This is a genomic window from Streptomyces sp. AC550_RSS872 (genome assembly GCF_019049285.1).
Taxonomy (GTDB): domain Bacteria; phylum Actinomycetota; class Actinomycetes; order Streptomycetales; family Streptomycetaceae; genus Streptomyces.
Genome location: NZ_JAGMUL010000006.1, coordinates 34,139 through 58,332 on the forward strand (window position 1 = coordinate 34,139; position 24,194 = coordinate 58,332).

24 protein-coding genes and 2 pseudogenes are annotated in these 24,194 nt (G+C 70.6%); 8 read left to right on the plus strand and 18 right to left on the minus strand.

Annotation, left to right across the window (positions count from 1 at the left end; translation table 11 throughout):
* The 12 genes from KUM44_RS44980 to KUM44_RS02635 form a co-directional block, all read right to left on the minus strand.
* On the minus strand, positions 1 to 670 hold a 670-nt coding region (locus tag KUM44_RS44980; protein WP_254388950.1), incomplete at its 3' end, for a lyase family protein.
* Positions 671 to 787: 117 nt separating this feature from the next.
* Entirely contained in the window at positions 788 to 1,804 is a 1,017-nt protein-coding gene (locus KUM44_RS02585; protein WP_217206053.1) for an asparaginase, read from the minus strand.
* Positions 1,805 to 1,854: 50 nt separating this feature from the next.
* Complete coding sequence (locus KUM44_RS02590; RefSeq protein ID WP_217205935.1) at positions 1,855 to 3,294, minus strand: amino acid permease; 1,440 nt, start codon at positions 3,292 to 3,294, stop codon at positions 1,855 to 1,857.
* Positions 3,291 to 3,968, minus strand: coding sequence for a FadR/GntR family transcriptional regulator (locus KUM44_RS02595; protein WP_217206054.1), 678 nt, complete (start codon positions 3,966 to 3,968; stop codon positions 3,291 to 3,293). Before KUM44_RS02595 ends, KUM44_RS02590 begins: the two co-directional genes overlap by 4 nt.
* A 167-nt stretch (positions 3,969 to 4,135) precedes the next feature.
* Positions 4,136 to 4,996 carry an undecaprenyl-diphosphate phosphatase gene (locus KUM44_RS02600; RefSeq protein WP_217205936.1) on the minus strand — a complete coding sequence of 287 codons (861 nt, stop codon included), beginning with the start codon at positions 4,994 to 4,996 and terminating at the stop codon, positions 4,136 to 4,138.
* Positions 4,997 to 5,089: 93 nt separating this feature from the next.
* The gene (gene crcB, locus KUM44_RS02605) at positions 5,090 to 5,464 is read right to left on the minus strand and encodes a fluoride efflux transporter CrcB (protein ID WP_217205937.1); all 375 of its coding nucleotides are present in this window, start codon (positions 5,462 to 5,464) and stop codon (positions 5,090 to 5,092) included.
* On the minus strand, positions 5,461 to 5,865 hold the full coding sequence (locus KUM44_RS02610; protein WP_217205938.1) for a DUF190 domain-containing protein: 405 nt from the start codon (positions 5,863 to 5,865) through the stop codon (positions 5,461 to 5,463). Before KUM44_RS02610 ends, crcB begins: the two co-directional genes overlap by 4 nt.
* The gene (locus tag KUM44_RS02615) at positions 5,862 to 6,323 is read right to left on the minus strand and encodes a CrcB family protein (protein ID WP_217205939.1); all 462 of its coding nucleotides are present in this window, start codon (positions 6,321 to 6,323) and stop codon (positions 5,862 to 5,864) included. Before KUM44_RS02615 ends, KUM44_RS02610 begins: the two co-directional genes overlap by 4 nt.
* Positions 6,324 to 6,400: 77 nt before the next feature.
* Positions 6,401 to 7,360, minus strand: a complete 960-nt coding sequence (locus KUM44_RS02620; protein ID WP_217205940.1) for an SMP-30/gluconolactonase/LRE family protein — start codon at positions 7,358 to 7,360, stop codon at positions 6,401 to 6,403.
* A gap of 31 nt (positions 7,361 to 7,391) precedes the next feature.
* Entirely contained in the window at positions 7,392 to 7,679 is a 288-nt protein-coding gene (locus KUM44_RS02625; RefSeq protein ID WP_217205942.1) for a helix-turn-helix domain-containing protein, read from the minus strand.
* Positions 7,680 to 7,898: 219 nt separating this feature from the next.
* The gene (locus tag KUM44_RS02630) at positions 7,899 to 9,467 is read right to left on the minus strand and encodes an arabinogalactan endo-1,4-beta-galactosidase (RefSeq protein WP_217205944.1); all 1,569 of its coding nucleotides are present in this window, start codon (positions 9,465 to 9,467) and stop codon (positions 7,899 to 7,901) included.
* Positions 9,468 to 9,579: 112 nt separating this feature from the next.
* Positions 9,580 to 11,601 (minus strand): beta-galactosidase, encoded by a 2,022-nt coding sequence (locus tag KUM44_RS02635; RefSeq protein ID WP_217205946.1) that lies wholly within the window; start codon positions 11,599 to 11,601, stop codon positions 9,580 to 9,582.
* Positions 11,602 to 11,786: 185 nt separating this feature from the next.
* Between KUM44_RS02635 and KUM44_RS02640 the strand changes: the two genes are divergently transcribed.
* From KUM44_RS02640 to KUM44_RS02665, 6 genes are all read left to right on the plus strand, one after another.
* Positions 11,787 to 13,115: an ABC transporter substrate-binding protein gene (locus tag KUM44_RS02640; RefSeq protein WP_217205949.1), complete on the plus strand. Its 1,329-nt coding sequence runs from the start codon at positions 11,787 to 11,789 to the stop codon at positions 13,113 to 13,115.
* Entirely contained in the window at positions 13,112 to 14,035 is a 924-nt protein-coding gene (locus tag KUM44_RS02645) for a carbohydrate ABC transporter permease (RefSeq protein WP_217205950.1), read from the plus strand. Before KUM44_RS02640 ends, KUM44_RS02645 begins: the two co-directional genes overlap by 4 nt.
* The gene (locus KUM44_RS02650; RefSeq protein WP_217205951.1) at positions 14,032 to 14,940 is read left to right on the plus strand and encodes a carbohydrate ABC transporter permease; all 909 of its coding nucleotides are present in this window, start codon (positions 14,032 to 14,034) and stop codon (positions 14,938 to 14,940) included. Before KUM44_RS02645 ends, KUM44_RS02650 begins: the two co-directional genes overlap by 4 nt.
* Positions 14,937 to 15,968, plus strand: coding sequence for a LacI family DNA-binding transcriptional regulator (locus KUM44_RS02655; protein WP_217205952.1), 1,032 nt, complete (start codon positions 14,937 to 14,939; stop codon positions 15,966 to 15,968). Before KUM44_RS02650 ends, KUM44_RS02655 begins: the two co-directional genes overlap by 4 nt.
* A 164-nt stretch (positions 15,969 to 16,132) precedes the next feature.
* On the plus strand, positions 16,133 to 16,483 hold the full coding sequence (locus tag KUM44_RS02660; protein WP_217205953.1) for a VOC family protein: 351 nt from the start codon (positions 16,133 to 16,135) through the stop codon (positions 16,481 to 16,483).
* A gap of 76 nt (positions 16,484 to 16,559) precedes the next feature.
* On the plus strand, positions 16,560 to 16,949 hold the full coding sequence (locus KUM44_RS02665; RefSeq protein ID WP_217205954.1) for a MarR family winged helix-turn-helix transcriptional regulator: 390 nt from the start codon (positions 16,560 to 16,562) through the stop codon (positions 16,947 to 16,949).
* Between the two features lie 8 nt (positions 16,950 to 16,957).
* Here KUM44_RS02665 and pqqB read toward each other — a convergent pair whose 3' ends face one another.
* From pqqB to KUM44_RS02680, 3 genes are all read right to left on the minus strand, one after another.
* Positions 16,958 to 17,809 (minus strand): pyrroloquinoline quinone biosynthesis protein PqqB, encoded by an 852-nt coding sequence (gene pqqB, locus KUM44_RS02670; protein WP_217205955.1) that lies wholly within the window; start codon positions 17,807 to 17,809, stop codon positions 16,958 to 16,960.
* Positions 17,810 to 18,003: 194 nt separating this feature from the next.
* A complete protein-coding gene (locus KUM44_RS02675) occupies positions 18,004 to 18,405 on the minus strand; it encodes an SseB family protein (protein ID WP_217205957.1) in 402 nt (133 codons plus the stop codon).
* Between the two features lie 114 nt (positions 18,406 to 18,519).
* The gene (locus KUM44_RS02680; protein ID WP_217205959.1) at positions 18,520 to 19,761 is read right to left on the minus strand and encodes an acyl-CoA dehydrogenase family protein; all 1,242 of its coding nucleotides are present in this window, start codon (positions 19,759 to 19,761) and stop codon (positions 18,520 to 18,522) included.
* Positions 19,762 to 19,945: 184 nt separating this feature from the next.
* On the opposite strand from KUM44_RS02680, the gene KUM44_RS02685 reads away from it, so the two are divergent.
* A complete protein-coding gene (locus KUM44_RS02685) occupies positions 19,946 to 21,283 on the plus strand; it encodes a phosphoribosyltransferase (RefSeq protein ID WP_217205961.1) in 1,338 nt (445 codons plus the stop codon).
* 99 nt (positions 21,284 to 21,382) lie between these two features.
* Here KUM44_RS02685 and KUM44_RS02690 read toward each other — a convergent pair whose 3' ends face one another.
* The 3 genes and pseudogenes from KUM44_RS02690 to KUM44_RS02700 all read right to left on the minus strand — a co-directional run.
* Entirely contained in the window at positions 21,383 to 21,940 is a 558-nt protein-coding gene (locus KUM44_RS02690; protein ID WP_217205963.1) for a cysteine hydrolase family protein, read from the minus strand.
* Positions 21,937 to 23,445 carry a cytosine permease gene (locus KUM44_RS02695; RefSeq protein WP_374202002.1) on the minus strand — a complete coding sequence of 503 codons (1,509 nt, stop codon included), beginning with the start codon at positions 23,443 to 23,445 and terminating at the stop codon, positions 21,937 to 21,939. The genes KUM44_RS02690 and KUM44_RS02695 overlap by 4 nt, the downstream gene beginning before the upstream one ends.
* Before the next feature lie 80 nt (positions 23,446 to 23,525).
* Positions 23,526 to 23,750 (minus strand): annotated as a pseudogene (locus KUM44_RS02700) (type 1 glutamine amidotransferase domain-containing protein); the annotation flags it as partial.
* On the opposite strand from KUM44_RS02700, the pseudogene KUM44_RS02705 reads away from it, so the two are divergent.
* Positions 23,750 to 24,022: pseudogene (locus tag KUM44_RS02705) on the plus strand (LysR substrate-binding domain-containing protein); the annotation flags it as partial. The pseudogenes KUM44_RS02700 and KUM44_RS02705 overlap by 1 nt on opposite strands.
* Positions 24,023 to 24,194 lie beyond the last annotated feature (172 nt).

A 24,194-nucleotide genomic window follows, 5' to 3' on the forward strand; every position in this document is an offset into this window, starting at 1 on the left:
TCAACTCGACCGCCTCGGCCAGACGGGACCGGTCCTCGTCGATCATGACGGCGTACGCGGAGAACTCCTGGCCGAGGGTCATCGGCACCGCGTCCTGCAACTGTGTACGGCCCATCTTGAGCACGTCACGGAACTCCACTGCCTTACGGGCGAAGGAGTCATGCAGGACCGCCATCGCCTTGAGCAGCTCACGCACCGCGAACACGGTCGCGATCTTGACGGCGGTCGGATACACGTCGTTCGTCGACTGACCGAGGTTGACGTCCTCGTTGGGGTGCAGGAACTCGTACTGGCCCTTCTCATGGCCCAGCAGCTCCAACGCCCGGTTGGCGACGACCTCGTTGGCGTTCATGTTGGTCGAGGTGCCCGCGCCGCCCTGGATGACGTCGACGACGAACTGCTCGTGCAGCTTCCCGGAGCGGATCTCCCGGCACGCGGCGACTATGGCCGCCGCCTTCTCGGGGTCGAGGAGCCCGAGCTCCACGTTCGCGAGGGCAGCGGCCTCCTTGACGGCGGCCAGGGCGTCGATCAGGTGCGGGTAGGCGGAGATCGGCGTCCCGGTGATCGGGAAGTTCTCCGTGGCACGCAGGGTGTGGACACCCCAGTAGGCATCGACGGGAACGTCCCGATCGCCCAGCAGATCGTGTTCACTACGCGTGACGGCGTTCATGAGGGAACGGCTCTTCTTTCTACGAGGGTGAGGTGGGCGCCCCTGAAAGGGGCGCGGGGAACTGCGCGACAGGCCGCAAACAACCCGCAGCCGCCGAACAAGAGATCCGGCACGTCTTTAGGCGCAGGCCGAGACGACAACAGGCTCCAGCGAACGAACGGGCCGCACACACCCGACCGCCCGCCCGCCACCCAGGAGCGCCTCACCCTGGAACTCGACGAGCAGCTCCGGATCGACGCCGGCCCACGCAAGCGCCGCCGCAGCAACCGGCACACGCGCCCGATTCGCCCCATCGGCGATTTTCACGGCAACGGCCCGCCCGTCCGGCAGGGCAGCAACCTGCACACCCTCGAACCCGTCCTTGGCGAGCAGCCCCGGCACGGCCCGCATCAACGCGGCAACATCCCGGCCCGTGCCGGAGGCCATCTCGGCGTGCTCGCGCATGGCGTCAGCGACACGCGCCTCGGGAGTGCCGGAGGCCGCCGCGGTGATACGGGCGGCCGCGCGAGCGAGGCCGTGCAAGGACACGGAGAACAGCGGTGCCCCGCACCCGTCGACGGTCACCCGCGCGATCCGCTGCCCCGTGAGGTCCTCGACGATCTCGGCGATCGCCTGCTGAAGAGGGTGACCGGGGTCGAGGTAGTCCTCCAGCGACCAGCCATTGAGCCGGCAGGCATACAGCATGGCCGCATGCTTGCCGGAGCAGTTCTGGGCGAGCCGGGAGGGCAGCCGCCCCTCCCGGATCCAGGCGTCCCGGACGACCGGATCGAATGGCATGTCCGGGACGTTGCGCAGATGGTCCTCGGTGAGCCCGGCGAGTTCGAGGATGCGCCGGGCGCCGGCGAGGTGGCGTTCCTCGCCGGAGTGGCTGGCCGCGGTGAGCGAGAGCAGCTCGCCGTCGAGCGGCAGCCCGGCCCGCACCATGGCGACGGCCTGGACGGGCTTGAGCGCGGAACGCGGGTAGAAGGCGGCCTCGATGTCACCGAGCTGGAACTGGACCTCGCCGTCGGCGCCGAGGACGACGACGGAGCCGTAGTGGATGCCTTCGATCATTCCGCCGCGTATGAGGTGGGCGACGGGGGCGTGGAGAGGTTCGCGGACAAGGGGTGCGTCCGCTATGGAACTGCTGTACATCACTGCCTGGTTGTCGTGGGTCGATGAGGGGTCGTCGACCGACACGGATCTCACGCGTCGGCCTTGGTGGAGGCACGCTTGGCACGGCTTCGGATGCCGTACCAGCCCGCGACCAGCGCTGCGACGATCAGCGGCAGGCACAGCACGGTGGTGCGGCCGGCGCCTCCGTCGGCGTACATGAGGACCAGGACGGAGGCCAGGAAGGCCAGCGTCACGACTTCGGTCCAGGGGGAGCCCGGCAGTCGGTAGCCGGGGCGGGTGAGTTCGCCCTTCTGGGTCTTCTGCCAGAAGAGCAGGTGGCAGATCATGATCATGCCCCAGGTGGCGAGGATTCCGATCGCCGCGAAGTTCAGCACGATCTCGAACGCGTCGGCGGGGACGACGAAGTTGAGGCCGACGCCGAGGACACAGATACCGCTGGTGAGCAGGATGCCGCCGTACGGGACCTGGCTGCGGCTCATCACGCCGGTGAACTTCGGGGCGGAGCCGGACATCGCCATGGAGCGCAGGATGCGGCCGGTGGAGTACAGACCGGAGTTGAGCGAGGACATGGCCGCGGTCATCACGACCAGGTTCATGACCCCGCCGGCGGCCGGGACGCCGATGTTGGACAGCACCGTGACGAAGGGGCTCTCGCCCGCCTTGTACGACGACCAGGGCAGCAGCATCGACAGCAGGACGACCGAGCCGACGTAGAACAGACCGACGCGCCACATGATCGAGTTGATCGCCTTCGGCATGATCTTCTCGGGGTTCTCGGTCTCACCGGCCGCGACGCCGACCAGCTCGACGGAGGCGTAGGCGAAGACGACGCCCTGGACGATCAGCAGCATCGGCAGCAGGCCGTTGGGGAAGAGGCCGCCGTGGTCGGTGATCAGGGACGGGCCGGGGGTCGTGCCGTCGACCGGGTGCTGGGTGACCAGCAGGAAGATGCCGATGCACATGAAGACGACGAGCGCGCCGACCTTGATGATCGCGAACCAGAACTCCAGTTCGCCGAAGATCTTCACCGAGATCAGGTTCACGGTGAGGACGACCGCGAGAGCTATCAGCGCGATCACCCACTGCGGGATGTCGGAGAACATGCCCCAGTAGTGGGTGTACGTGGCCACCGCGGTGATGTCGGCGATGCCGGTGGTGGCCCAGTTGAGGAAGTACATCCAGCCCGCGGTGTACGCGCCCTTCTCTCCCATGAACTCCCGGGCGTACGACACGAAGGCGCCGGACGACGGGCGGTACAGGACGAGTTCGCCGAGGGCGCGCACCACGAGGAAGGCGAAGATTCCGCAGACCGCGTAGGCGATGAACAGGGAGGGGCCGGCGTCGGCGAGCCGGCCGCCCGCGCCGAGGAACAGGCCGGTGCCGATGGCTCCGCCGATGGCGATCATGTTGACGTGCCGGGACTTCAGCGACTTGCTGTAGCCGAGGTCTCCGGCGTCGACGTGACCGGACTGGGGGCGCGTCTCTTCTTTGAGGTGCTGCTCGCTCACGCCTCGGGTCCGCCTTCCGTGGGGGTGTCCGTGCGCGCGGGGCGCACGATGTCGGTGAGGGTGGTCTCGACGCGGTCCAGGTGGTGGGCCATGGCGTCGGTAGCGTCGAGTTCGGAACCGTCGATCAGCGCCTCGACGATGGCCCGGTGCTCGCGGTTGGACTGTTCGCGGCGGCCGCCCAGCTCGTTGAGGAAGGCCGACTGACGCGCCAGTGCGTCGCGGATCTCCTCGATGACCCGGCGGAAGACCGGGTTCTGGGCGGCCTCTGCCACGGCCAGGTGGAAGAGGGTGTCCATCGCGACCCACGCGGTGGTGTCCGTCTCCCGCTCCATACGGTCGAGCAGATGGGCCAGGTGGTCGAGGTTCTCCGGGGTTCGGCGCAGGGCCGCGTACCCGGCGACCGGGATCTCGACGTGCCGGCGCACCTCCAGCAGGTCGCTGGCCGCGTAGTCGCCGAAGGTGGGGTCCTCGACGGCGTTGGCGACGACGAAGGTGCCCTTTCCGGTCTTGGAGACGGTCAGGCCCATGGTCTGCAAGGCCCTGAGGGCCTCGCGCAGGACGGGACGGCTGATCTCCAGCGTGCGGCAGAGCTCCGCCTCGGAGGGCAGCTTGTCGCCGATGGCGTACTCGCCGCGCTCGATGGCGCTACGGAGGTGTGCCAGGACCGCTTCCATGGCGCTGATGCGCCGCGGCGGCTGTCCGGCTGTCCGGCTGTCTGACAGGTTCACGGGAGAGATACTCCGGGTGAGCCGTGGGCGGTGTCAAGGGAGCCGAAAGGAAAGATTCACCGGGCGTGATGCCTGAAAGCCGGCTTCACACCCGGCCGGGTCCCCGGAAGGTCTCAGCTCACCTGCGGCTCGCGGGTCAACTGTTGATCACGCCCGCCCAACAGCCCGAACAGCAGCACCCCGACCACGATCCGGTAGATCACGAACGCGTTGAACGAGTGCTTGGCGACGAACTTCAGCAGCCAGGCGATGGAGGCGTAGGCGACGACGAAGGAGACGGCCGTGCCGACGGCCAGCGGCAGCGCGCCCGCGCCGGTCGCGCCCAGGGCGTCCTTCAGTTCGTAGATGCCGGCGCCGGTGAGGGCGGGGATGCCGAGGAAGAAGGACAGGCGGGTGGCGGCGACCCGGTCCAGGTCGAGCATCAGCGCCGTGGACATCGTGGCGCCGGAGCGCGAGAAGCCCGGGAAGAGCAGGGCGAGGATCTGGGAGCTGCCGACGAGCATCGCGTCCTTGAAGGAGGTGTCGTCCTCGCCTCGCTTGTGCCGGCCCATCTGATCGGCCGCCCACATCACCCCGCTGCCGACGACCAGCGAACCCGCGACGACCCACAAGGAGGCGAGCGGCCCCTTGATGAGCGGCTTGGCGGCCAGGCCCACGGCGATGACCGGGATCGTCGCGTAGATCACCCACCAGGCGAACTTGTAGTCGTGGTGGTACCGCTCCTCCTTGTCCCGCAGCCCGCGCAGCCACGCGGCGACGATCCGCACGATGTCCTTGAAGAAGTACACGAGCACGGCGGCGATCGCGCCGACCTGGATGACGGCCGAGAACCCGACGACCGCGTCGTCGTCGACGGGGATGTCCATGAGCCCCTCGGCGATCTTCAGATGCCCGGTCGAGGACACGGGCAGAAACTCGGTCACCCCCTCGACGGCTCCGAGGACGACGGCCTGACCGACGCTGATGACGCTCATGGGATCCAGTTCCGGAGGGGCGGCGGGACAGTGGCGCGCACTGTCCTACCAGGTGCGGGTGTGATCCCCTCGCCGACAACGCCACGCGGCGACTCAGGACCACACCGCCTGGCCGACCGACACCCCCACGAAAGCCGCACCGAGGCCCGCGGTCACGCTCCCCGCGATGTTGGCGACGGCATAGAGCCCGGCGCCCGTCTCGGCCAGCCGGAGGGTCTCGTACGAGAAGGTCGAGTACGTGGTCAGGGCCCCGCACAGGCCGGTGCCGAGCAGCAGCTGAAGGTGGGAGCTCACGGCGCCCTGGGCCGCCGCGCCGGTGATCAGGCCGAGGATCAGACAGCCGCTGACGTTGACCAGGAAGGTGCCCCACGGGAACACCGAGTCGTGCCGGGACTGCACCGCCCGGTCGGTGAGATAGCGCAGGGGCGCGCCTACAGCGGCGCCCAGGATGACCAGGAGCCAGTTCACGGCGCCTTCTTACCTTCCGTGTTCTTACCTCTGGTGGCAGGTCCGGGCGGTTCGGGCGGGCTGTCACCGCGGCCGATGTACCGGATGACCTCGCAGTCGTCGAGGGTGACCAGTCCCTCGGTGACGAGTTCGTCGAGCTGTGGCAGCAAGGCGCGTACCCGCTCCTCGGTGTCGACGATCACGATCGCGACCGGCAGGTCCTCGCTCAGGGACAGCAGCCGTGAGGTGTGGATCAGGGAGGAGGCGCCGAATCCCTCGATGCCGCGGAAGACGCTCGCCCCCGCGAGCCCGGCGGCGTGGGCGCGGTGGACGATCTCCGCGTACAGGGGCTTGTGGCGCCAGGTGTCGTGCTCGCCGACGAAGACGGTCAGGCGCAGTGCCCTGCCGGTCAGCCTGGTCATGGCTGCCTCGCTCTCAGGATGCGGCGGGTGGCCGCCGCCGCGAGCCACACGGCCGTGAGCGCCGCCACGAGGGTGGCGGCGAGGTAGGCCAGGCCCACACGCGGGTGCCCGCTGTCCAGCTGCTTCTGGATGTCGACGGCGTACGTGGAGAAGGTGGTGAAGCCGCCGAGCACGCCGGTGCCGAAGAAGGGCCGGACGAGGCGGTGGGCGGCCCACACCTCGGTGATGACCACCATGAACACGCCGATCACGGCGCAGCCCACGACGTTGGTCCAGAACGTCGCCCAGGGGAAGCCGCCGGGCCCGGCCGGCCACCACAGGGACGCCGCGTACCGGGCGGTGGCGCCGATCGCTCCGCCGAGCGCGACGACGGCGACGACGGGCGTCTGGGTCCGCCACGCGGGTTGCCGCGGCGCACGGACGGGGACGCGCAGGCTCTCGGTGTCCGGGGCTGTCATGGTCGTACGTCTCCTGCCTGGGCCGCCTCACCGCACCGGGCGTGGTGATCGCGGCCGGTCAACAGCGTACGCCGGGCTCATTTCGGGACGGGTGCCTCGCACACCGCGACGCCCCGCTCCCACAGGCTGCCCAGGATCAGCCGGCCGCCGGTCTCGCAGACGCTGGTGACCATACGGAATCGGGAGTGCCGGCGGGCCAGGTGGTGCACGACGTGACCGGTGTCGTCGACCGCGAGCACGCCGATCGTGCCCGTGGGGCGGAAGGGGGCGTGCACGGCGACGCGTGCGGCGCTGCGGCGTACGGCGGGGGCGGCGCGGTGGAGGAGGTCCAGCGGGGGCACGCGCGGACCGGCCAGCGCCACCCAGATCGGGCCGTCCGGAGAGCCACGCCAGAGGTTGTCCGGCATGCCCGGCAGGTGCTCGGCGAAGGGCTCGCTCTGTCCGGCGCGGGGTCCGGTGAGCCAGTAGCGGGTGAGGCGGCAGTCGCTCGTCTCGGCCACGACCAGGAAGGAGCCGTCGGCGCTCAGGGCGAGACCATTGGCGAACTGGAGTCCCTCCAGGAGGACTTCGGGGGTGTCGCTGCCGGGGGCGAGGCGCAGGAGGCGGCCCGTCGCCGTGTGCTCGACGAGGTCGCCGATCCAGTGGTCCAGGGAGTGGCGGCGGCTGCTGACGGTGAAGCAGACGCTGCCGTCGGGCAGAGCTACGGCATTGCTGCAGAACCGCAGCGGCTCCCCCGCCGCCGAGTCGGCGAGGACACGTACGGTGCCGTCGGTGAGGTCGACGCGGAGCAGTCCGCGTTCGGCGTCACAGACCAAAAGGACGTCGTCCGGGAGGAGTTCGAGGCCGAGGGGGCGGCCGCCGGTCTCGGCGAGCATCTCGACTCGGGCCTCGGCGTCCGCCAGGCCGTCGAGGCGCAGGATCCGGCCGTCCTCGACGCCGGTCAGCACGCGGCCGCGTGCGTCGGCGACCACGTCCTCCGGGCCTCGGCCGCCGATAGCGACGTAGCGGTACGGGACGAGCGTCCCCGGACGTTCCATGTGCGCCTGCCCTTCGCCGTCGGCCTCCTGCCTACCAGCCCTTCTCAAACACGCGGGCGACCTCGGCGATCCGCATGTCGTCGCGGCGGTAGTACTGGCGCCGCCGGATGCGCTTGGTGCGCAGCAGGCCGATGTTCACGAGGAGGCCGAGGTGGGTCTCGGCGACCTTGCGCGGCACGCCGAGCTTCGCGGCCACGGCGGACGCGGTGACACCGTCCTCGGCCGGGTCGCCGTGCCGCTGCCTCGGGAAGTGCGCGACCGGATCCTTCAGCCATTCCAGGATGTCCAGGCGCGCTGTGCCGGCGGGAGTCCTCAGCATCTCGTCCCCCCTTCATCGGGCCGCGTCGTCACGCGTCTTCCCACTGTCCCGCAGTCGAAGCGGCCGTGTCCGGGACTCTTCGAGCCTTGTCCGGTACCGAACGGCCCTACGGCACAGGGCCGTTCGGCCGGTACGCACCGGGGCCCGGCCGCAAGCGCGCGACCGGGCCCAGTGTCACCGACTTGAACAGTCTCGGCGGACTCGGCGTTCCCGGCGGACTCACCGGTGGCTGAACCACGCCATCGACGAGAGCGCCTTGTCGTCGTAGCCGAACAGCGCCTGGTTCTCCCAGCCGTTGCCGGAGGCGGCGTCGGTCGGGTCCCAGCCGTTGCCGGAGACGGCGGTCCAGGTCGCCTCCCAGTAGAAGACGCCGAGGCCGCGGCCGTTCGGGACGGCCTCCACGATGCTCGTCACGTCGTTCATCCAGCGGCGCTGCCCGGCCGTGTTCGCCGGGTAGCCGGAGACCAGTTCGCCGGTGGTGTTGATGATCTCCTCGTGCGCGTCCTCGCTGTCCAGCCGGAAGGGGTAGGCCGTCTCGGCGACGAAGACCGGCTTGCCGTAGCGCGCGGCCGCGTCGTCCAGGGTGGTCTGGAAGTCGTAGAGCGAGCCGTGCCAGTAGCCGTAGTAGGACAGGCCGATCGCGTCGAACTTCACGCCGCCCGCGACCGCGCTGTCGAACCACCAGCGGGTGCCGGACAGGTCACCGCCCTTGGCGAGGTGCAGGGCGACCGTGGTGGACGAGTTGACCGCTTTGACCGCGTCGTAGCCCGAGTTGAGCAGGCCCGCGAGCTGCGACCAGTTGCTCGTGGAGCCCTCGTTCCACAGCATGCCGCCGTTGATCTCATTGCCCACCTGGACCATGTCGGCGGTGGTTCCTTGAGCCTTCAACGCGTTCAACACGTCGTAGGTGTGGTTGTACACATCGGTCTTGAGTTGACTGTACGAGTGCCCGGACCACGCGGCCGGCTTGGACTGCGCGCCCGGGTCGGCCCAGGTGTCCGAGTAGTGGAAGTCGACCAGCAGCTTCATGCCGGACGCCTTGATCCGTTTGGCCATGGCGAGGACGCGCGTCCTGTTGTTGTAGCCGTCGGCCGGGTTGACCCAGACCTTCAGGCGCGCGTAGTTCATGCCGGCGTTCTTGAGGATGGTGACCGCGTCGCCGCTCGTCCCGGAGGCGGTCCTGTAGACGCCGCCCTTGGCCTCGCTCTTGGCGAGGGACGAGATGTCGGCGCCGTGGATCGACGTGCCGCCCGTGCCGGACGCGAAGGTCAGGTCGTCGACGTTGATCCAGTTGCCCGCGTTCGCGTCACTGTTGATGCTGATCGTGCACTGGTTGCTGGTCACGTTGACCGGCACGACGATACGGATCCAGCCGCTCGACGAGACCGGAAGGTCGGTGCGCTGCTCCGTGCCACCGCAGTTCTTCAGCGCTATGTACGCCGAGTTCTGGCCACCGCCGGAGCGGACCCAGGCGGTGAGCTTGTAGTTGCCGTTGGTCAGCCCCGACAGGTACTGGTACGTCTCCACCTTGTAGGCGGAGGACGCGTAGTGGGTCAGGCGGTGACTCCCGCCGTGGCCACCGGCCTCGGTGAAGGAGGCGGAGTTCTGCCCGGCCGCGGAGTACGTGGACCAGCCGGCCGGGGTCGCGGTGCCGGTGCCGTCGGACTCGAAGCCGCCGTTGGTGAGCGTGCTCGCCGCCGCGGCGGTCTGCGCGGGCAGGGTGGTCAGGGCGAGTCCGGCTGCGAGCGGCAGCAGCAGGACCCGGAGAGTGCGTCTGGGATGGAACATCGTCGTCCGTCGTCCCTTCGACGTAAGTGGGGATCGGGGGTGACCCTCACCTGGGCGGTGAGGAGCCCCACCGCCCGCGGCTCGTGGCACGCGCGGGCGGAGGGGAGTCGGCTCAGCCGTCGAGTCGGACGACCCGGACGGCTCCCGCGGGGACCTCGATGCGGCCCGCGGCGCGTTCACCGGTCAGCAGCTCGGTGCCGGGCGACTCCAACGGCACTTTGACGTCCGAGGCGGTGTGGTTGAGGGCGAACAGATAGCTGCCCGACTCGCCGGCACGGCGCACGACCTCGACGTCGCGGGGAACGTCGACACTCGGGGCGACCTGCGCGTCCTCGATCGCCCAGCCCAGCAGCGCGTCGAGGCCCTCGGCTCCCAGCCGGGTGGAGACGTACCAGGCGGAGCCCTCGCCGAGGCGGTGCCGGGTGACGGCGGGGTGGCCGGCGGTCAGGCCGTCGGCATACGTCCACACGGTCTCGGCGCCGCGCGGGACGACGAACTCGGTCCACACGTCGCCGCTGAGCTCGGAGCCGTCCGGGCCGGTGATGCGCACCAGCTGGTCCTTGAGGAGTGGCGAGAACTCCTCGACCGTCAGGCCGAGGACGTCCCGCAGGGGTCCGGGGCAGGCGCCTTCGTGCACGGCGTCGTGCTCGTCGACGATGCCGGAGAAGTACGACACGACGAGCGTGCCGCCGTTCTCGACGTACCGGCGCAGGTTGTGGCCCGCCGCCTCCGTCATCAGGTACAGCGCGGGTACAACGACAAGGGGATAGGCCGACAAGTCGGCTTCCGGGTGGGCGAAGTCGACCGTGAGGTGTCGGTCGTAGAGCACCTCGTAGAAGGCGTCGGCACGCTCGCGCGGGTCGTGGTCCTCGCTGGGCCGCCAGTCGAGGTTCTGCGCCCACCAGGAGTGCCAGTCCCACAGCATCGCGACGTCGGCCTGGGTGCGGGTGCCGCGGACCGTGCTCAACGAGTCGAGGGCGGAACCGAGTTCGACGACCTCGCGCCACACGCGCGTGTCCGTGCCGCCGTGCGGGAGCATCGCCGAGTGGAACTTCTCGGCGCCGCGCCGGGACTGCCGCCACTGGAAGAACATGGCGCCCTCGGAGCCGCGCGCGACATGGGCGAGGGAGTTGCGGGCCATCTGGCCGGGGGCCTTGGCGGGGTTGCGGGCCTGCCAGTTGACGCCCGAGGTGGAGTGCTCCAGGAGGATCCAGGGCGCTCCCCCGGCCACCGAGCGCGTGAGGTCGGCGGCCATCGCGAGGTTGACGTGGGTGCGGCGGCCGTCGGTGATCAGGTAGTGGTCGTTGGTGACGATGTCGACCTCGCGGCCCCAGGCCCAGTAGTCGGCGGAGTCGCACTGGCTGAGGGCGGTCATGAAGTTGGTGGTGACCGGGACGCCCGGTGAGAGGCGGTGCAGGATGTCCCGCTCCATACGGAAGTTCTCGCGCATGGTGGCGTCGGCGAACCGCTTGTAGTCCAGCGCCTGGGACGGGTTGACGGCCGTCGGGGTCGCGCGGGGCGGGTTGATCTGCTGGAAGTCGGCGTACCGCTGGCCCCAGAAGGCGGTGCCCCAGGCCTCGTTGAGCGCGTCGACCGTGCCGTAGGTGTCCGCCAGCCAGCGGCGGAAGTGCGCGGCGCAGGAGTCGCAGTAGCAGGCGGAGACGGGGACGCCGTACTCGTTGTGCACATGCCACATCGTCAGTGCCGGGTGGTCGCCGTAGCGCTCTGCGAGCCGGGTGGTGATGCTCGCGGCGGCCGCGCGGTAGTCGGCGTTGCTGTGACAGATGGCGGCGCGGGAACCGAACTCGTAACGCACGCCCTGCGCCGTCACGGGCAGGGCCTCGGGGTGGGCGCGGTAGAACCAGACCGGCGGGCAGACGGTGGGCGTGCCCAGATCGACGCGGATGCCGTTCCCGTGCAGCAGGTCGAACAGGCGGTCCAGCCAGCCGAAGTCGTATACCCCGGGTTCGGGCTCCAGCAGAGCCCAGGAGAAGATCCCGACGCTCACCATCGTGACGCCGGCCTCCCGCATCAGCCGGACGTCCTCCTGCCAGACGCTTTCCGGCCACTGCTCGGGGTTGTAGTCACCGCCGAAGGCGAGCCTGGTGAGGCCCCTGGGCGTGGTCTCCGGCATGGATCTCTCCCGTTTGGTTTCGATCATTTGGGAACGTGCACACATCGGATCGGCGGTGCGAGCCCAACATAACCGCACAGCAACAACCATTGACAAGTGGCCGGGATGTTTCTCTACTGTGAACGCTCACAGAAGCATGGCGGGCCCTCGCAGCAGGCGGAGGCCCCAGGTCAGGGGAGAGATCCATGCCCATCACGAAGCGTCGGCGACTCGTTTTCAGAACCGCGGCCACCTGCGTCGCCGCCGCCCTCGGCGCCGGCGCCCTCGCCGCCTGCGGCTCCGAAGACGCCGGGGAGGACTCGTCGGGGCCGGTCTCGCTGACGTACTGGACCTGGACGCCGGGCATGGACAAGGTCGTCGACCTGTGGAACAAGGGCCCGGGCAAGAAGGACCAGATCACGGTCACGGTGAAGAAGCAGGCGTCCGGCGACACGCTGGTCACCAAGATCCTCACCGCACACAAGGCGGGCAAGGGCCCGGACCTGGTCCAGGCCGAGTACCAGGCGCTGCCGACGCTGGTCAGCAATGACGCCGTCGCGGACATAGCCGATGAGGTCGGCGACGCGAAGGGCAAGTTCGCCGAAGGTGTCTGGCAGCAGACCACGCTGGGCACGGACTCGGTCTACGCGGTCCCGCAGGACATCGGGCCGATGATGTTCTACTACCGCCAGGACCTCTTCGAGAAGTACGACCTGAAGGTCCCGAGCACCTGGGAGCAGTTCGCCGAGACCGCCCGCGCGCTGAAGAAGAAGTCTCCCGACACGGACCTGACCACGTTCTCCGCCAACGACTCCGGCCTCTTCGCGGGTCTGGCCCAGCAGGCCGGCGCCAAGTGGTGGACGACCTCCGGCGACAAGTGGAAGGTCGGCATCAATGACGCCGCCTCCCAGAAGGTCGCGGGGTTCTGGGGCGACCTCGTCAAGGAGGGTGCCATCGACGACCAGCCGATGTACACGCCGGCCTGGAACAAGGCGCTCAATACGGGCAAGCAGATCGCCTGGGTCAGCGCCGTGTGGGCGCCGGGCACGCTGACCACGGCCGCGCCGGACACCAAGGGCAAGTGGGCCATGGCCCCGCTCCCCCAGTGGTCGCCGTCGGAGAACGTCACCGGCAGCTGGGGCGGCTCCTCCACCGCTGTCACCACCGACTCCAAGAACAAGGCGGCCGCCGCGAAGTTCGCCGCCTGGCTGAACACCGACGGCGACGCCCTCAACGCGCTGGCCAAGGAGAGCGGCATCTACCCGGCCTCCACCTCGGCCCAGCTCAGCGGCGCCTTCACCACGCCGCCGGACTACTTCTCCCACCAGGCCGACTTCTACACGAAGGCCGCCGAGATCGCCGAGACGACGGCTCCGTCGGCCTGGGGCCCGAACGTGAACGTCGCCTACACGACCTTCAAGGACGCCTTCGGCAAGGCCGCCAAGGACAAGTCGGACTTCGCCGCCGCCCTGAGGGTCATGCAGGACGACACGGTCGCCGACCTGAAGAAGCAGGGCTTCGAGGTCTCCGAGTGACCAGCACAAGCCGGAGGGCGTACGGGGTGAAGGGGGCCCCGTACGCCTTCCTCCTCCCCGCGACAGTCCTCTTCCTGGCCTTCTTCGCGCTGCCCATCGGCTACGCGGTCTGGCTCAGCTTCCACAAGGTGAAGGTCTCCGGGCTCGGCCTCGGTTCCGGCGCCCGCAAGGAGGTGTGGGCCGGTCTGGAGAACTACACGGACGCCCTCACCGACAACGAGCTGGTCGACGGCGCCCTGCGCGTGCTGGGCTACGGCTGCATCGTGGTGCCGGTGATGCTCGGGCTCGCTCTCCTCTTCGCCCTGATGCTCGACTCCGACAAGGTGCGGCTCGCGCCCTTGACCCGGCTCGCGATCTTCCTGCCGTACGCCATCCCCGGCGTGGTGGCGGCGCTGCTGTGGGGCTTCCTGTACCTGCCGGACGTCAGCCCCTTCTACTACGTGCTGGAGAAGCTGGGCATGCCGCAGCCCGACCTGCTGGACGGCGGCCCGCTGTATCTCGCTCTCTCCAACATCGCGGTCTGGGGCGGCACCGGCTTCAACATGATCGTCATCTACACCTCGCTCCAGGCCATTCCGGCGGAGGTGTACGAGGCGGCCAAGCTGGACGGTGCCACGCCGTTGCAGATCGCTCTGCGGATCAAGATCCCGATGGTGGCGCCCTCGCTGGTGCTGACCTTCTTCTTCTCGATCATCGCCACGCTCCAGGTGTTCAGCGAGCCGACCACCCTCAAGCCGCTCACCAACTCCGTGTCCACGACCTGGAGTCCGCTGATGAAGGTGTACCAGGACGCCTTCGGCAAGGGCGACATCTACGCGGCGGCCGCCCAGGCGACGATCATCGCCCTGGCGACGCTGCTGCTGTCCTTCGGCTTCCTGCGGGCCGTAAACCGTCGTAACAAGCAGGAGGCAGCGCGATGAGCTCCCTTGCCGTCGGCAAGGCCGACACGGCCGCCGGCACCAGACCCGGCACCGCGCAGAACCGCCCTCCGCTGCGCCGCCGGATCGCACCGGTCCCGACGATCACGCTGCTGCTCGGCGCGCTCTACTGCCTGCTCCCCGTGGCGTGGGTGGTGATCGCGGCGACCAAGTCCGGCAGCGAACTGTTCTCCACGTTCACCTTGCTACCGGGCACGGGCTTCGCCGAGAACCTCTCGGACCTGAGCGCCTACCGCGAGGGCGTGTACTGGGAGTGGATGGGCAACTCCGCCCTGTACGCCGGTCTCGGCGCGCTGCTGTCGACGGTCGTCTCGGCGTTCAGCGGCTACGCGCTGGCGATCTACCGCTTCCCCGGCCGCGAGACGCTCTTCAACGTGCTGCTGGCGGGTGTGCTGATGCCGCCGGTCATCCTCGCCATTCCGCAGTACCTGCTGCTGGCGAAGGTCGACCTCACGGACTCGTACCTCGGCGTGCTGCTGCCGCAGCTCCTCTCGCCGTACGGCGTCTACCTCTCGCGGATCTACGCGGCCGCGGCCGTCCCCGCCGATGTCGTGGAGGCCGGGCGGATGGACGGGGCGAGCGAGTGGCGGATCTTCGCGCGGGTCGCGCTGCCGATGATGGTCCCCGGCATGGTGACGGTGTTCCTGTTCCAGTTCGTGGCGATCTGGAACAACTTCCTGCTGCCGTACATCATGCTCAGCGACGACGAGAAGTTCCCGATCACGCTGGGCCTTTTCACGCTCCTCGAACAGGGAGCCAACACCCCCGCGCTGTACACGCTGGTGATCACCGGTGCATTCCTCGCGGTCATCCCGCTGGTCGCGCTCTTCCTGGTCATCCAGCGGTTCTGGAGCCTCGATCTGCTCTCCGGAGCCGTAAAGTCATGACCATGAGCAACACGGGGGGCCGACGCAGGCCGCCGACGATCCACGACGTGGCCCGCGAGGCCGGAGTCTCACGGGGCACGGTCTCGCGGGTGCTCAACGGCGGGCACTACGTCAGCCCGACCGCCCAGGAGGCGGTCAACGCGGCGATCCGCAAGACGGGTTACGTCGTCAACCGGCATGCCCGCTCGCTGATCACGGGGCGTTCGGACTCGATCGGCTTTCTGCTGACCGAGCCGCAGGAGCGGTTCTTCGAGGACCCCAACTTCAACGTCCTGCTGAGCGGGTGCACACAGGCGCTCGCGGCGCACGACATCCCACTGCTGCTGATGCTGGCGGGCACTCGGGACGAACGGCGGCGCATAACGCGGTACATCACGGCGGGTCATGTCGACGGGGTGCTGCTGGTGTCCAGCCACTCCGGGGACCCGGTGGCCGACGAACTGCGCGAGGCGGGGGTGCCCCTCGTCCAGTGCGGCAAGCCCATGGGGCTCGGCTCCAAGGTGAGTTACGTGGCGGCGGACGACCGGGACGGGGCCCGTGACATGGTGCGCCACCTGCTGTCGCTGGGCCGCCGCCGGATCGGCGTGGTGAGCGGTCCGCTGGACACCCCGGGCGGTGTCGACCGCCTCGCCGGCTACAAGGAAGTGCTCACGGAAGCGGGCGTCGAGATCGACGAGCGGCTCATCGTCTCCGGCGACTACAGCCGGGCCAGTGGCGAGGCGGGCACCGAGCGGCTGCTGGCGCAGGCACCGGACATGGACGCCTTGTTCGTGGCCTCCGACCTCATGGCGCAGGGTGCCCTGACGGCGCTGAACCGGGCGGGCCGCCGGGTGCCCGAGGACGTGGCCGTGGGCGGCTTCGACGACTCCAGCGCGGCGACGGAGGCCACCCCCGCCCTCACGACGGTGCGCCAGCCCTACGACCGCATCAGCGCCGAGATGGTGCGGTTGCTGCTCGCGCAGATCGGCGGCGAGGACCCGGCGGCGGTGATCCTGCCGACGGAGCTGGTGAAGCGCGAGTCGACCTGACGGCGTGAGCGGGCCGCGAGGGCGCGCCGCACGGCGGTCCGGCCGTGGGCGGCGCCCTCGGCGTGCGACCGGTCAGGAATCGAGAAGCCCGCCACCGCTCCCCCGCCCTAGCGTGAAACCACCGACGAAAACCGTCGGCACACACTTCACGTCAGGAGTACGCCATGACCGCCGGAGTCAACACGATCATCTACCCCGTCAAGGACCTCGACCGGACGAAGGCCCTGTTCAGGGCCCTGCTGGGCACGGAACCGTATGCGGACGAGCCGTACTACGTCGGTTTCAAGGACGCGGGACAGGACGTCGGCCTCGACCCCAACGGCCACGCCAAGGGCATGACCGGACCGGTCCCCTACTGGCACGTCGACGACATCAGGACGACGCTCGCGGCCCTGCTGGAAGCGGGCGCCGAGACACTTCAGGACGTGCACGACGTAGGTGGCGGCAGGCTCATCGCCTCCGTCAGGGACGGGGACGGCAACCTCGTGGGGCTGCTCCAGGACCCGACCGGCTGAGAGCCTGCGCAGAACTTGTTGCGCACGCACTAGTTGCACGGTCAATAAATGGCTGAATCGGTGCTACCGTGCCGGTATGGCAGTGAAGACGGCCGATGCCGGACTCGAGGACCGCTGGCGGGACATCCTCTCCGTACACGCGCGCACGATGACCGAGATCGACCGCGTACTGCACCCGCACGGGCTCGGCGCGAGCGACTTCGAGGTGCTCGACATCCTGGCGTCGGCCACGCCCGAGGAGGGCGGGCAGTGCCGGGTGCAGAACCTGGTCGGACGGGTCCACCTCAGTCAGAGCGCGCTGTCCCGGCTCATCGGGCGGCTGGAGAAGGACGGCCTGGTGGAGCGCTCCGTCTGCGCGGAGGACCGGCGCGGTGTCTACGTCGCCCTCACCCGCAAGGGCCGTGATCTGCACGCGGAGGTCCTGCCGCTCCAGCGCGACGTGCTGGCCCGGATGCTGAACGGCTGACGCGGGCCCTAGAGCACGAGCTCGGCCCCGTCCGGCAGCACTTCGACGCCCGTCTCGGCCACGCGTGCGCAAGCCGTCGAGGCGGGGTCGAGCAGGGGGTTCGTGTCGGCCAGGTGGGTGTAGATCCGGCGGGCGTGCGGGTGCCGGGCCAGGGCGGCGAGGCTGCCGGCCGACCCCGGAGCGGGCGGCCGGCGGCCGTCCGGCGCCGCCCCGTCCGTGGCGAAGTGCGTGCCGTCCAGGACGACGCAGTCCGCCGTCTCGATCAGGTCGTCCAGCATCGGGGTCCAGGCGCCCAGGCGGGGCGCGTACACGAGGACGCCCCCGGTAGCCAGATCCTCGATCCGGTACGCCGTCACCCAGCGGTCGTCCGACGCCCGGACCGGCACGTACGCCGGCGCCTCGCCCGCCACGGGGTGAGCCGTGACGACCAGCCCGCCGGCCAGCACGAACCCGCCCTCCGCCAGGCTGTCCGCCCACTCCCACGGGGCATGACGGTGCAGGGCCACCCGCGCCGGGGTCAGGGTGGTGAGCACCGGTGGCGCGGCATAGGCCTTCAGCCCCGGCGTCCCGCGCAGCACGGCCAGGCCCGCCACGTGATCGGGCTCGGCGTCGGTGAGGAGCACTCCCCGTACCGGGGTGCGCCGGGCACGGGGCCACAGGACGGGGGCCGCGGTGAGCTGGGCGCGGAGGTCCGGCGAGGCGTTCAGCAGCCACCAGTCCCGGGAGTTTCCGGTGACGGCCGCGCATTCCGGGGTCCGGGTGGGCAGCTTGCCGTCACGGGCGGCGGCGCACCGCGCGCAGGCACAGTTCCAGCGGGGGAAACCGCCTCCGGCGGCGGTGCCGAGCAGGACGACCCTCACAACGACCCCCACCCTCTCGAGCCGGCCTCCCGGTGGGATCTTCCCTCTCCGTACGGCCGAACCACCTGTGGCAGGGAGCAGTTCCGGCCGACCTTTGCCGGGCGGCGCCGGGGCCCACGACGTGCACCGACGGCGTGAGGGGGAGGAACGGCGGCACCGGTCCGCCGTTCCTCCCCCTCAGGTCGTCCGTCGCGCTACGGCCGCGCCAGCAGCGTCCGTACGCCCTCCGACGTCAGGGTCAGCGGGTGCGAGGAGCCGGCGTCTATCGTCAGCGCCAGGTCGTCGCCCGGCCACTGTGAGGCGAGGGCGCCCAGCGGGACCAGGCGGTAGCGGGAGACGAAGGGCAGCAACTCGGCCATCGCGGGCTCGGAGGTGAACACGGGGACGACGGGTTCCCCGCCCGGGCGCTCGATGACCGGCAGCGCCACGGCGCCGGGGTCGGTGGCGTCCTGTTCGTCGACGTCGTCGGGGACGGGGACGAGGACGTCGCTGCTCGCGAGCGTGTCCATCGCCGCCGTGTCCTCGGTGTTCCCGGCCAGCGCGTCCAGCGCACGCCGGGCCGGTGTGGCGGTGTTGTCGTTCGCTGGTGTCTCCATGGCAGATCCCCTGGTAGCGGCGTTCGTGCGGTCCTGCTCACGTACCCGATCCGGAGCAGGGCATTCCTGCGGCTGCCCAGGGGATCACGGAGACTCTGACGGGCTCCCCGCGGCTCAGGGGATCAACGGAATGTGCTCGGACGGCAGCCCCATGCGGTCGCAGCCGACCCGGCGGGCCAGGGGCTCGGCCATGCTGGGGCCCACATGGGTCCAGTACGTGGCCGCGTCCCGGAAGTAGCGCTGCATCCGCTCGCCGTCGCGCGCGTGCCGGGAGCCGGCGGTGCGAAAGAGGGTGCCCCGGAGAACGTCCCAGGTCATACGGCCGGCGTTCAGGAACATGAGCGCGAGGCGGTTGTCCTCGGCGACGGTGAAGGGGGCATCGCCCGTGGTGTTGCGCCGGCAGGTCTCCACCCACTCCTCGGCGGTGCGCTGCAAGGCCGCCTCGGCCGTGTGGATCACGCCGAGGGCCTCGCCGAGGTGCCGCTGGTAGTCGTGGAGGTCGGCGCGGGTACGGTCGGGTTCCAGGGTGAGGAGACGGTCGGCGAGGGCACGGGCGTACTCGTCGGCGGCGGCGTACGCGGTGCCGATCATGACGGCGGCCAGTTCGCCGTGGAAGAAGCTCGGCGCCCGCCCGGCGTACATGGGGTTGCCGTGCAGCGCGGAGCCGACGCTGCCGCCCTCGACGGGCAGGCCGAGCAGGCTCGCCTCGCAGGTGAGGTGCGCGGGGATGCGGGCCTGTTCCATGTGGATGCTGTTGGAGCCGCTGCCGCGCAGGCCGAGGACGCCGTGCCAGTCGTCGAGCACTGTCCACACCGAGCGCGGGGCGACGAACAGCACCGGCGGTCCCGGCGGGCCGCCGTGCCGGTCGGGGGCCCGCAGGGTCTGGCCGACGTAGTGGGTGGAGTAGGGGGCGCCCGAGGAGTAGGGCCAGGTGCCGTCGAGGACGACATGGCCGTCGCCCCCGGGCTGCGCGACGCCGATGGGCGCGACCGTGGACGCGGCACGGAAGTCGCCGTCGGCGCCGAAGATCTCGTCCTGCGCCTTCTCCCCGAAGAGCGTGGCGACCTGGAGGACGTGGGCGGCGGTGAGCGACAGGGCCCAGCCGGTGGAGGGGCAGCCACGGGCGATCTCGGTGACGACGCGGTAGAAGGTGGGCAGGCCGAACTCGTAGCCGCCGTACCGGCGCGGCTGGAGCATCCGGTAGAAACCGGCCCGCAGGAAGTCGTCGTGGGTGTCCTTGGGGTAGTGCGTCAGCCGTTCGGTCTCCGGCTGGCGTTCGAGCAGCGCGGGCCGCAGGTTCACGGCGCGTTCGACGAGGTCGCGTTCGGTCAGACCGGGCTCGGGAGCGGCGATCACGATGCCTCCTGACGTGCGGGGCCGTCCGTGGGTGCCGTGCTGCGTGACGCGTCACGAGTGATTGAACACGGCAACCATGGGTGACGTGCCGACCGGATATCGCCAAGTGCGGGGGCCGCGGCGAACAGTCGTAGCCTGAAGAGGAAGGGACAGGCTCCCGTCCTCGTGGGCGCGGGAGGCGTGCATGCGTTACGACGACCGCAGGGCGGCCGGTCAGCTGCTGGCCGAGGGGCTGGCGGAGCTGCGTGGCCAGGACGTGGTGGTGCTGGGGCTGCCGCGGGGCGGGGTGCCCGTCGCGGCCGAGGTGGCCCGGCGCCTCGACGCCCCGCTGGATGTGCTGGTGGTGCGCAAGCTGGGCGTACCGCAGCAGCCGGAGTGGGCGTTCGGGGCGATCGGCGAGGGCGGGGTCCAGGTCCTCAACCGGGACGTGATCGCGCAAGCCGGGCTGGAGTCGGCGGAGCAGGAGTCCGTCGAGGCGGCCGAGCGGGCCGAGCTGGACCGGCGGGTGCGGAGCTATCGGCAGGGGCGGCCGGCGTTGCCGGTGGCCGGGCGCACGGCCGTCGTCGTGGACGACGGGCTCGCCACCGGCGCGACAGCCGAGGCCGCCTGTCGGGTCGTACGGGGTCAGGGCGCGGCCCGGATCGTGCTGGCCGTGCCCGTCGGACCGGCCCACAGCGTCGCCCGGCTGGCGCGGGTGACCGACGAGGTGGTGTGTCCGCGGACGCCGGAGGTGCTCGGCTCGGTGGGAGCCTGGTACCGGCACTTCGCGCAGGTCTCGGACGACGAGGTCACGTCCCTGCTCGCGGCGGCCGCGCAGTCTCTGTCCCCCTCCCCCACCCCTGCCGGGCCCCCGAACCGTGAGGTGCTGATCCCGGCCGCCGGAGCCCAGCTGGGGGCGCGTCTGGTCGTGCCGGTCGGGGCGCCGGCCGCGGTGGCGTTCGCGCACGGCAGTGGCAGCGGCCGGCACAGCCCGCGCAACCGCTACGTCGCCACCGCCCTCAACCGCGCCGGCCTGGCCACCCTCCTCCTCGACCTGCTCACCGACGACGAGGCGCACGACCGGCACAACGTCTTCGACATCCTCCTGCTGGCCCGCCGACTGCACGCCGCGTCGCAGTGGCTGCGCCGTGAGACCGGCCTGCCCGTCGCCTACTTCGGCGCCAGTACCGGAGCCGCCGCCGCGCTGGAGGCGGCCGCGCTGTCCGGCTCCGAGATCCGCTCGGTCGTCTCCCGCGGCGGCCGCCCGGACCTGGCGACTCCGGCGGCGCTGACCCGGCTTCGGGCACCGACGCTGCTCATCGTCGGCAGCCGTGACACCCAGGTCCTCAGCCTCAACCGCCTCGCCGCCGACCGGATGCACTGCGAGCACCGGATCGCCGTCGTCCCCGGTGCCACCCACCTCTTCGAGGAGCCCGGCACGCTCACCACGGTCGCCGAACTGGCCCGCGACTGGTTCACCGCCCACGTCGAGCGGCCCGCCACCACGGGGACGCCGGGCACGCCACCACGCCGGTCGGCGTGAGACGGCTGGCTCCGGACGGTCCAAAGTCCCTGCTTCCACCGACATCCGGAGCCATGGAGACCATGTGCGGAACATCCGAGACTGCGGAGCCGTGAGGCCTCAAGCTCGGGGCGTGGCCCCTTCCAGCAGCTCGGCGACCGTGGTCACCCGGATCAACGGTCGGTACAGGTCCAGCACATGCAGCGCCTTGGCGTGCGAGTCGTCGTCCGCTCCCGCGCAGGCGTCGGCGGGGACCAGGACCTCGATGCCCGCGTCGGCGGCCGCCAGGGCCGTGGAGAGGACGCAGCAGTCGGTGCTGACCCCGGTGAGGACCAGGCGGCCCGCCGTGGTGGCGTGTCGGGCGAGTTCCGGGGTCCATTTGCCGAAGGTGGGGGCGTCCAGTACATGCCGGGCGTGAGGCGCGAACTCGTCTGTCAGTTCCCAGAGTTGGGCTGAGGGGGGTTGCAGGGCGAAGGGATGGCGCGCGTAGTACGCCTGCCAGGCGCCTTCCGGTGTGCGGGGTGCCACGAAGCGGGTGAACGTGACGCGGTCCCCGAAGGCCGGCAGGAGGCGTCGTACGCCTGCCGCCGCTTCGGCGAATCGGGGGGTGGCCCATGGGCTTCCCGGGTCGGCGAAGACACGTTGCATGTCGATGACGGCGAGCCACCCGGCCGTCATGGCGTCGCCCGTTCCGTCGCCGCCGCGCTCCGTGGGCTCGGTGGCTGCGCCTCCTGTTCGCGGACGCGTCCGCGCCGCAGCAGCAGGGTGCCGAGGAAGCCGAGTGCGAGGGCCGCCAGGACGCCGAGGTTGGCGTACGCCCAGGCGCCGGACCTGCCGCCCAGGCCCAGGGGGCCGAGGAGATAGCCCTGCCAGTCCAGCCAGTTCGCCGTCGCGTTGGTGACCAGGCCCCAGCCGAGCGCGGTCGCCGTGAGGGTCAGGAGCAGCGGGGTGAGCGGTACGTCGCCGTAGCGGCCGGACGGGCGGTAGAGGTCGGGCTCGTCGTAGTCGCGGCGGCGCAGGGCGAGGTCGGCGAGCATGATGCCGCACCAGGCGGCGATGGGGACGCCGAGGGTGGTGAGGAAGCCCATGAACGGGCCGAGGAAGTCGTCGGCGACGAACACGATGTAGACCGCGCCCACGATCATCAGGACGCCGTCGACCAGAGCGGCCGCATAACGGGGTACGCGCAGGCCCGCCGAGAGCAGGGCCAGCCCGGAGGAGTAGATGTCGAGGACCGCGCCGCCGACGAGGCCGAGGACGGCGACCACGGCGAACGGGACCAGGAACCAGGTCGGCAGGATCGTCGTCAGCGCACCGATGGGGTCTGCGGCGACGGCGGCGCTGAGCTCGTCGGAGGAACCGGCCAGCAGGAGGCCGAAGACAAGCAGGAACAGCGGCGCCAGTGAGGCGCCGAAGGCGGTCCAGCCGATCACGCCCCGGCTCGACGCGGTGCGCGGCAGGTAACGGGAGTAGTCGGCGGCCGCGTTGACCCAACCGAGCCCGAAGCCGGTCATCATGAACACGAGCGCCCCGATGAACTCCTGCGCGGAGCCCGCCGGCACGGCGCTGACGGTGGACCAGTGGACGTGGTCGGCGACGAGGGCGACGTAGCCGACGGTGAGCGCGCCCGTGACCACGGTGATCACGGTCTGGAGCCGCATGATCAGGTCGAAGCCCATCACGCCGACGACGACGGTCAGCGCCCCGACCAGGACGAGCGCGACCACCTTGGTCCCGGTCCCGCCGCCCCAGCCGAGCCGCCCGAACACGGTCGCCGTGGCCATGGTGGCGAGGGCGCAGAGCACGGTCTCCCAGCCGACGGTGAGGACCCAGGAGATCACCGACGGCAGCCGGTTGCCGCGCACTCCGTACGCGGCTCGGCCGAGCACCATCGTCGGCGCGGAGCCGCGTTTTCCGGCCACGGCGACGAAACCGCACAGCAGGAAGGAGAAGACGATGCCGACGACTCCGGCGACCAGCGCCTGCCAGAACGAGATCCCGAAGCCGAGCGCGAAGGCACCGTAACTCAGGCCCAGAATCGACACGTTGGCCCCGAACCACGGCCAGAACAGGGTGCGGGGAGTGCCTTTGCGTTCGGCGTCGGCGATCACGTCGAGGCCGTGGGTCTCCACTTGGAGCTTTCGGCCCGGGGAGCGGCCGTCGAGAGGGTCCGGGGATGTGATCACCCCGGCATCGTCGCACCGCTCACCGCGCCGGGGAAGGACAGGCCGATCAGCGGTCGCCGAGCGGGAGTGCCCGTGGCTCAGCCCAGCTTCTTCAGCAGTTCGGCGGCGAGGGGAGCGGAGGAGGCGGGGTTCTGGCCGGTGACCAGGTTCCGGTCGATGACGACGTGCGGGGCCCACGGCTCGCCCACCTGGACCTGCACGCCGGCCTCGGTGAGCCGGTCCGGCAGGAGCCACTTGGCCTGGTCGGCGAGGCCTGCCTGGGTCTCCTCGGCGTTGGTGAACGCGGCCACCCGGTAGCCGGCGTCATGTCTTCGGCAAGCGTCTGGTGCGCCACCCGGCGGTCACGATGCCCGACCTGAACGCGGTCAAGGCCGCGGTCGCGGGCGGTACGGGGTTCAGCGTGCTGCCCCGCTACCTGTGCGCCGCCGAGCTGGCCTCGGGCGCGCTGGTCCTGCTTCACGACCCGGACGACCCGCCCATCAACACCAGCTTCCTCGTCCAGCGGCCGGGCTCGGCCGGCAACCCTCATGTCGCCCTGGTCCGCGACCACCTGCTGGAGATCGTCCGCGACTGAACGACTCTCCTGGCAACTCCCCGAAGCTCAGTCGGCGTCGGGCCACAGCGCCTGGGCCACCTGGGGAGCCGTACGTCCCCAGGACACCAGCAGGGCATCCAGGGTCTCGGCGAGCCGGTCGGCCCTTCCTCACCTGTCCGATCAGGCCGCTCGTCACCGGCTCGGGCACGCT

Bases quoted from the DNA above. Each gene is read 5' to 3' on its own strand.
- KUM44_RS02630 (WP_217205944.1), bottom strand. From the start codon at position 9,467: ATGTTCCATCCCAGACGCACTCTCCGGGTCCTGCTGCTGCCGCTCGCA.
- KUM44_RS02620 (WP_217205940.1), bottom strand. From the start codon at position 7,360: ATGGAACGTCCGGGGACGCTCGTCCCGTACCGCTACGTCGCTATCGGC.
- KUM44_RS02650 (WP_217205951.1), top strand. From the start codon at position 14,032: ATGAGCTCCCTTGCCGTCGGCAAGGCCGACACGGCCGCCGGCACCAGA.
- KUM44_RS02595 (WP_217206054.1), bottom strand. From the start codon at position 3,968: ATGGAAGCGGTCCTGGCACACCTCCGTAGCGCCATCGAGCGCGGCGAG.
- KUM44_RS02635 (WP_217205946.1), bottom strand. From the start codon at position 11,601: ATGCCGGAGACCACGCCCAGGGGCCTCACCAGGCTCGCCTTCGGCGGT.
- KUM44_RS02675 (WP_217205957.1), bottom strand. From the start codon at position 18,405: ATGGAGACACCAGCGAACGACAACACCGCCACACCGGCCCGGCGTGCG.
- KUM44_RS02585 (WP_217206053.1), bottom strand. From the start codon at position 1,804: ATGTACAGCAGTTCCATAGCGGACGCACCCCTTGTCCGCGAACCTCTC.
- KUM44_RS02600 (WP_217205936.1), bottom strand. From the start codon at position 4,996: ATGAGCGTCATCAGCGTCGGTCAGGCCGTCGTCCTCGGAGCCGTCGAG.
- KUM44_RS02640 (WP_217205949.1), top strand. From the start codon at position 11,787: ATGCCCATCACGAAGCGTCGGCGACTCGTTTTCAGAACCGCGGCCACC.
- KUM44_RS02685 (WP_217205961.1), top strand. From the start codon at position 19,946: ATGCGTTACGACGACCGCAGGGCGGCCGGTCAGCTGCTGGCCGAGGGG.
- KUM44_RS02625 (WP_217205942.1), bottom strand. From the start codon at position 7,679: ATGCTGAGGACTCCCGCCGGCACAGCGCGCCTGGACATCCTGGAATGG.
- KUM44_RS02660 (WP_217205953.1), top strand. From the start codon at position 16,133: ATGACCGCCGGAGTCAACACGATCATCTACCCCGTCAAGGACCTCGAC.
- KUM44_RS02665 (WP_217205954.1), top strand. From the start codon at position 16,560: ATGGCAGTGAAGACGGCCGATGCCGGACTCGAGGACCGCTGGCGGGAC.
- KUM44_RS02655 (WP_217205952.1), top strand. From the start codon at position 14,937: ATGACCATGAGCAACACGGGGGGCCGACGCAGGCCGCCGACGATCCAC.
- KUM44_RS02610 (WP_217205938.1), bottom strand. From the start codon at position 5,865: ATGACCAGGCTGACCGGCAGGGCACTGCGCCTGACCGTCTTCGTCGGC.
- KUM44_RS02690 (WP_217205963.1), bottom strand. From the start codon at position 21,940: ATGACGGCCGGGTGGCTCGCCGTCATCGACATGCAACGTGTCTTCGCC.
- KUM44_RS02615 (WP_217205939.1), bottom strand. From the start codon at position 6,323: ATGACAGCCCCGGACACCGAGAGCCTGCGCGTCCCCGTCCGTGCGCCG.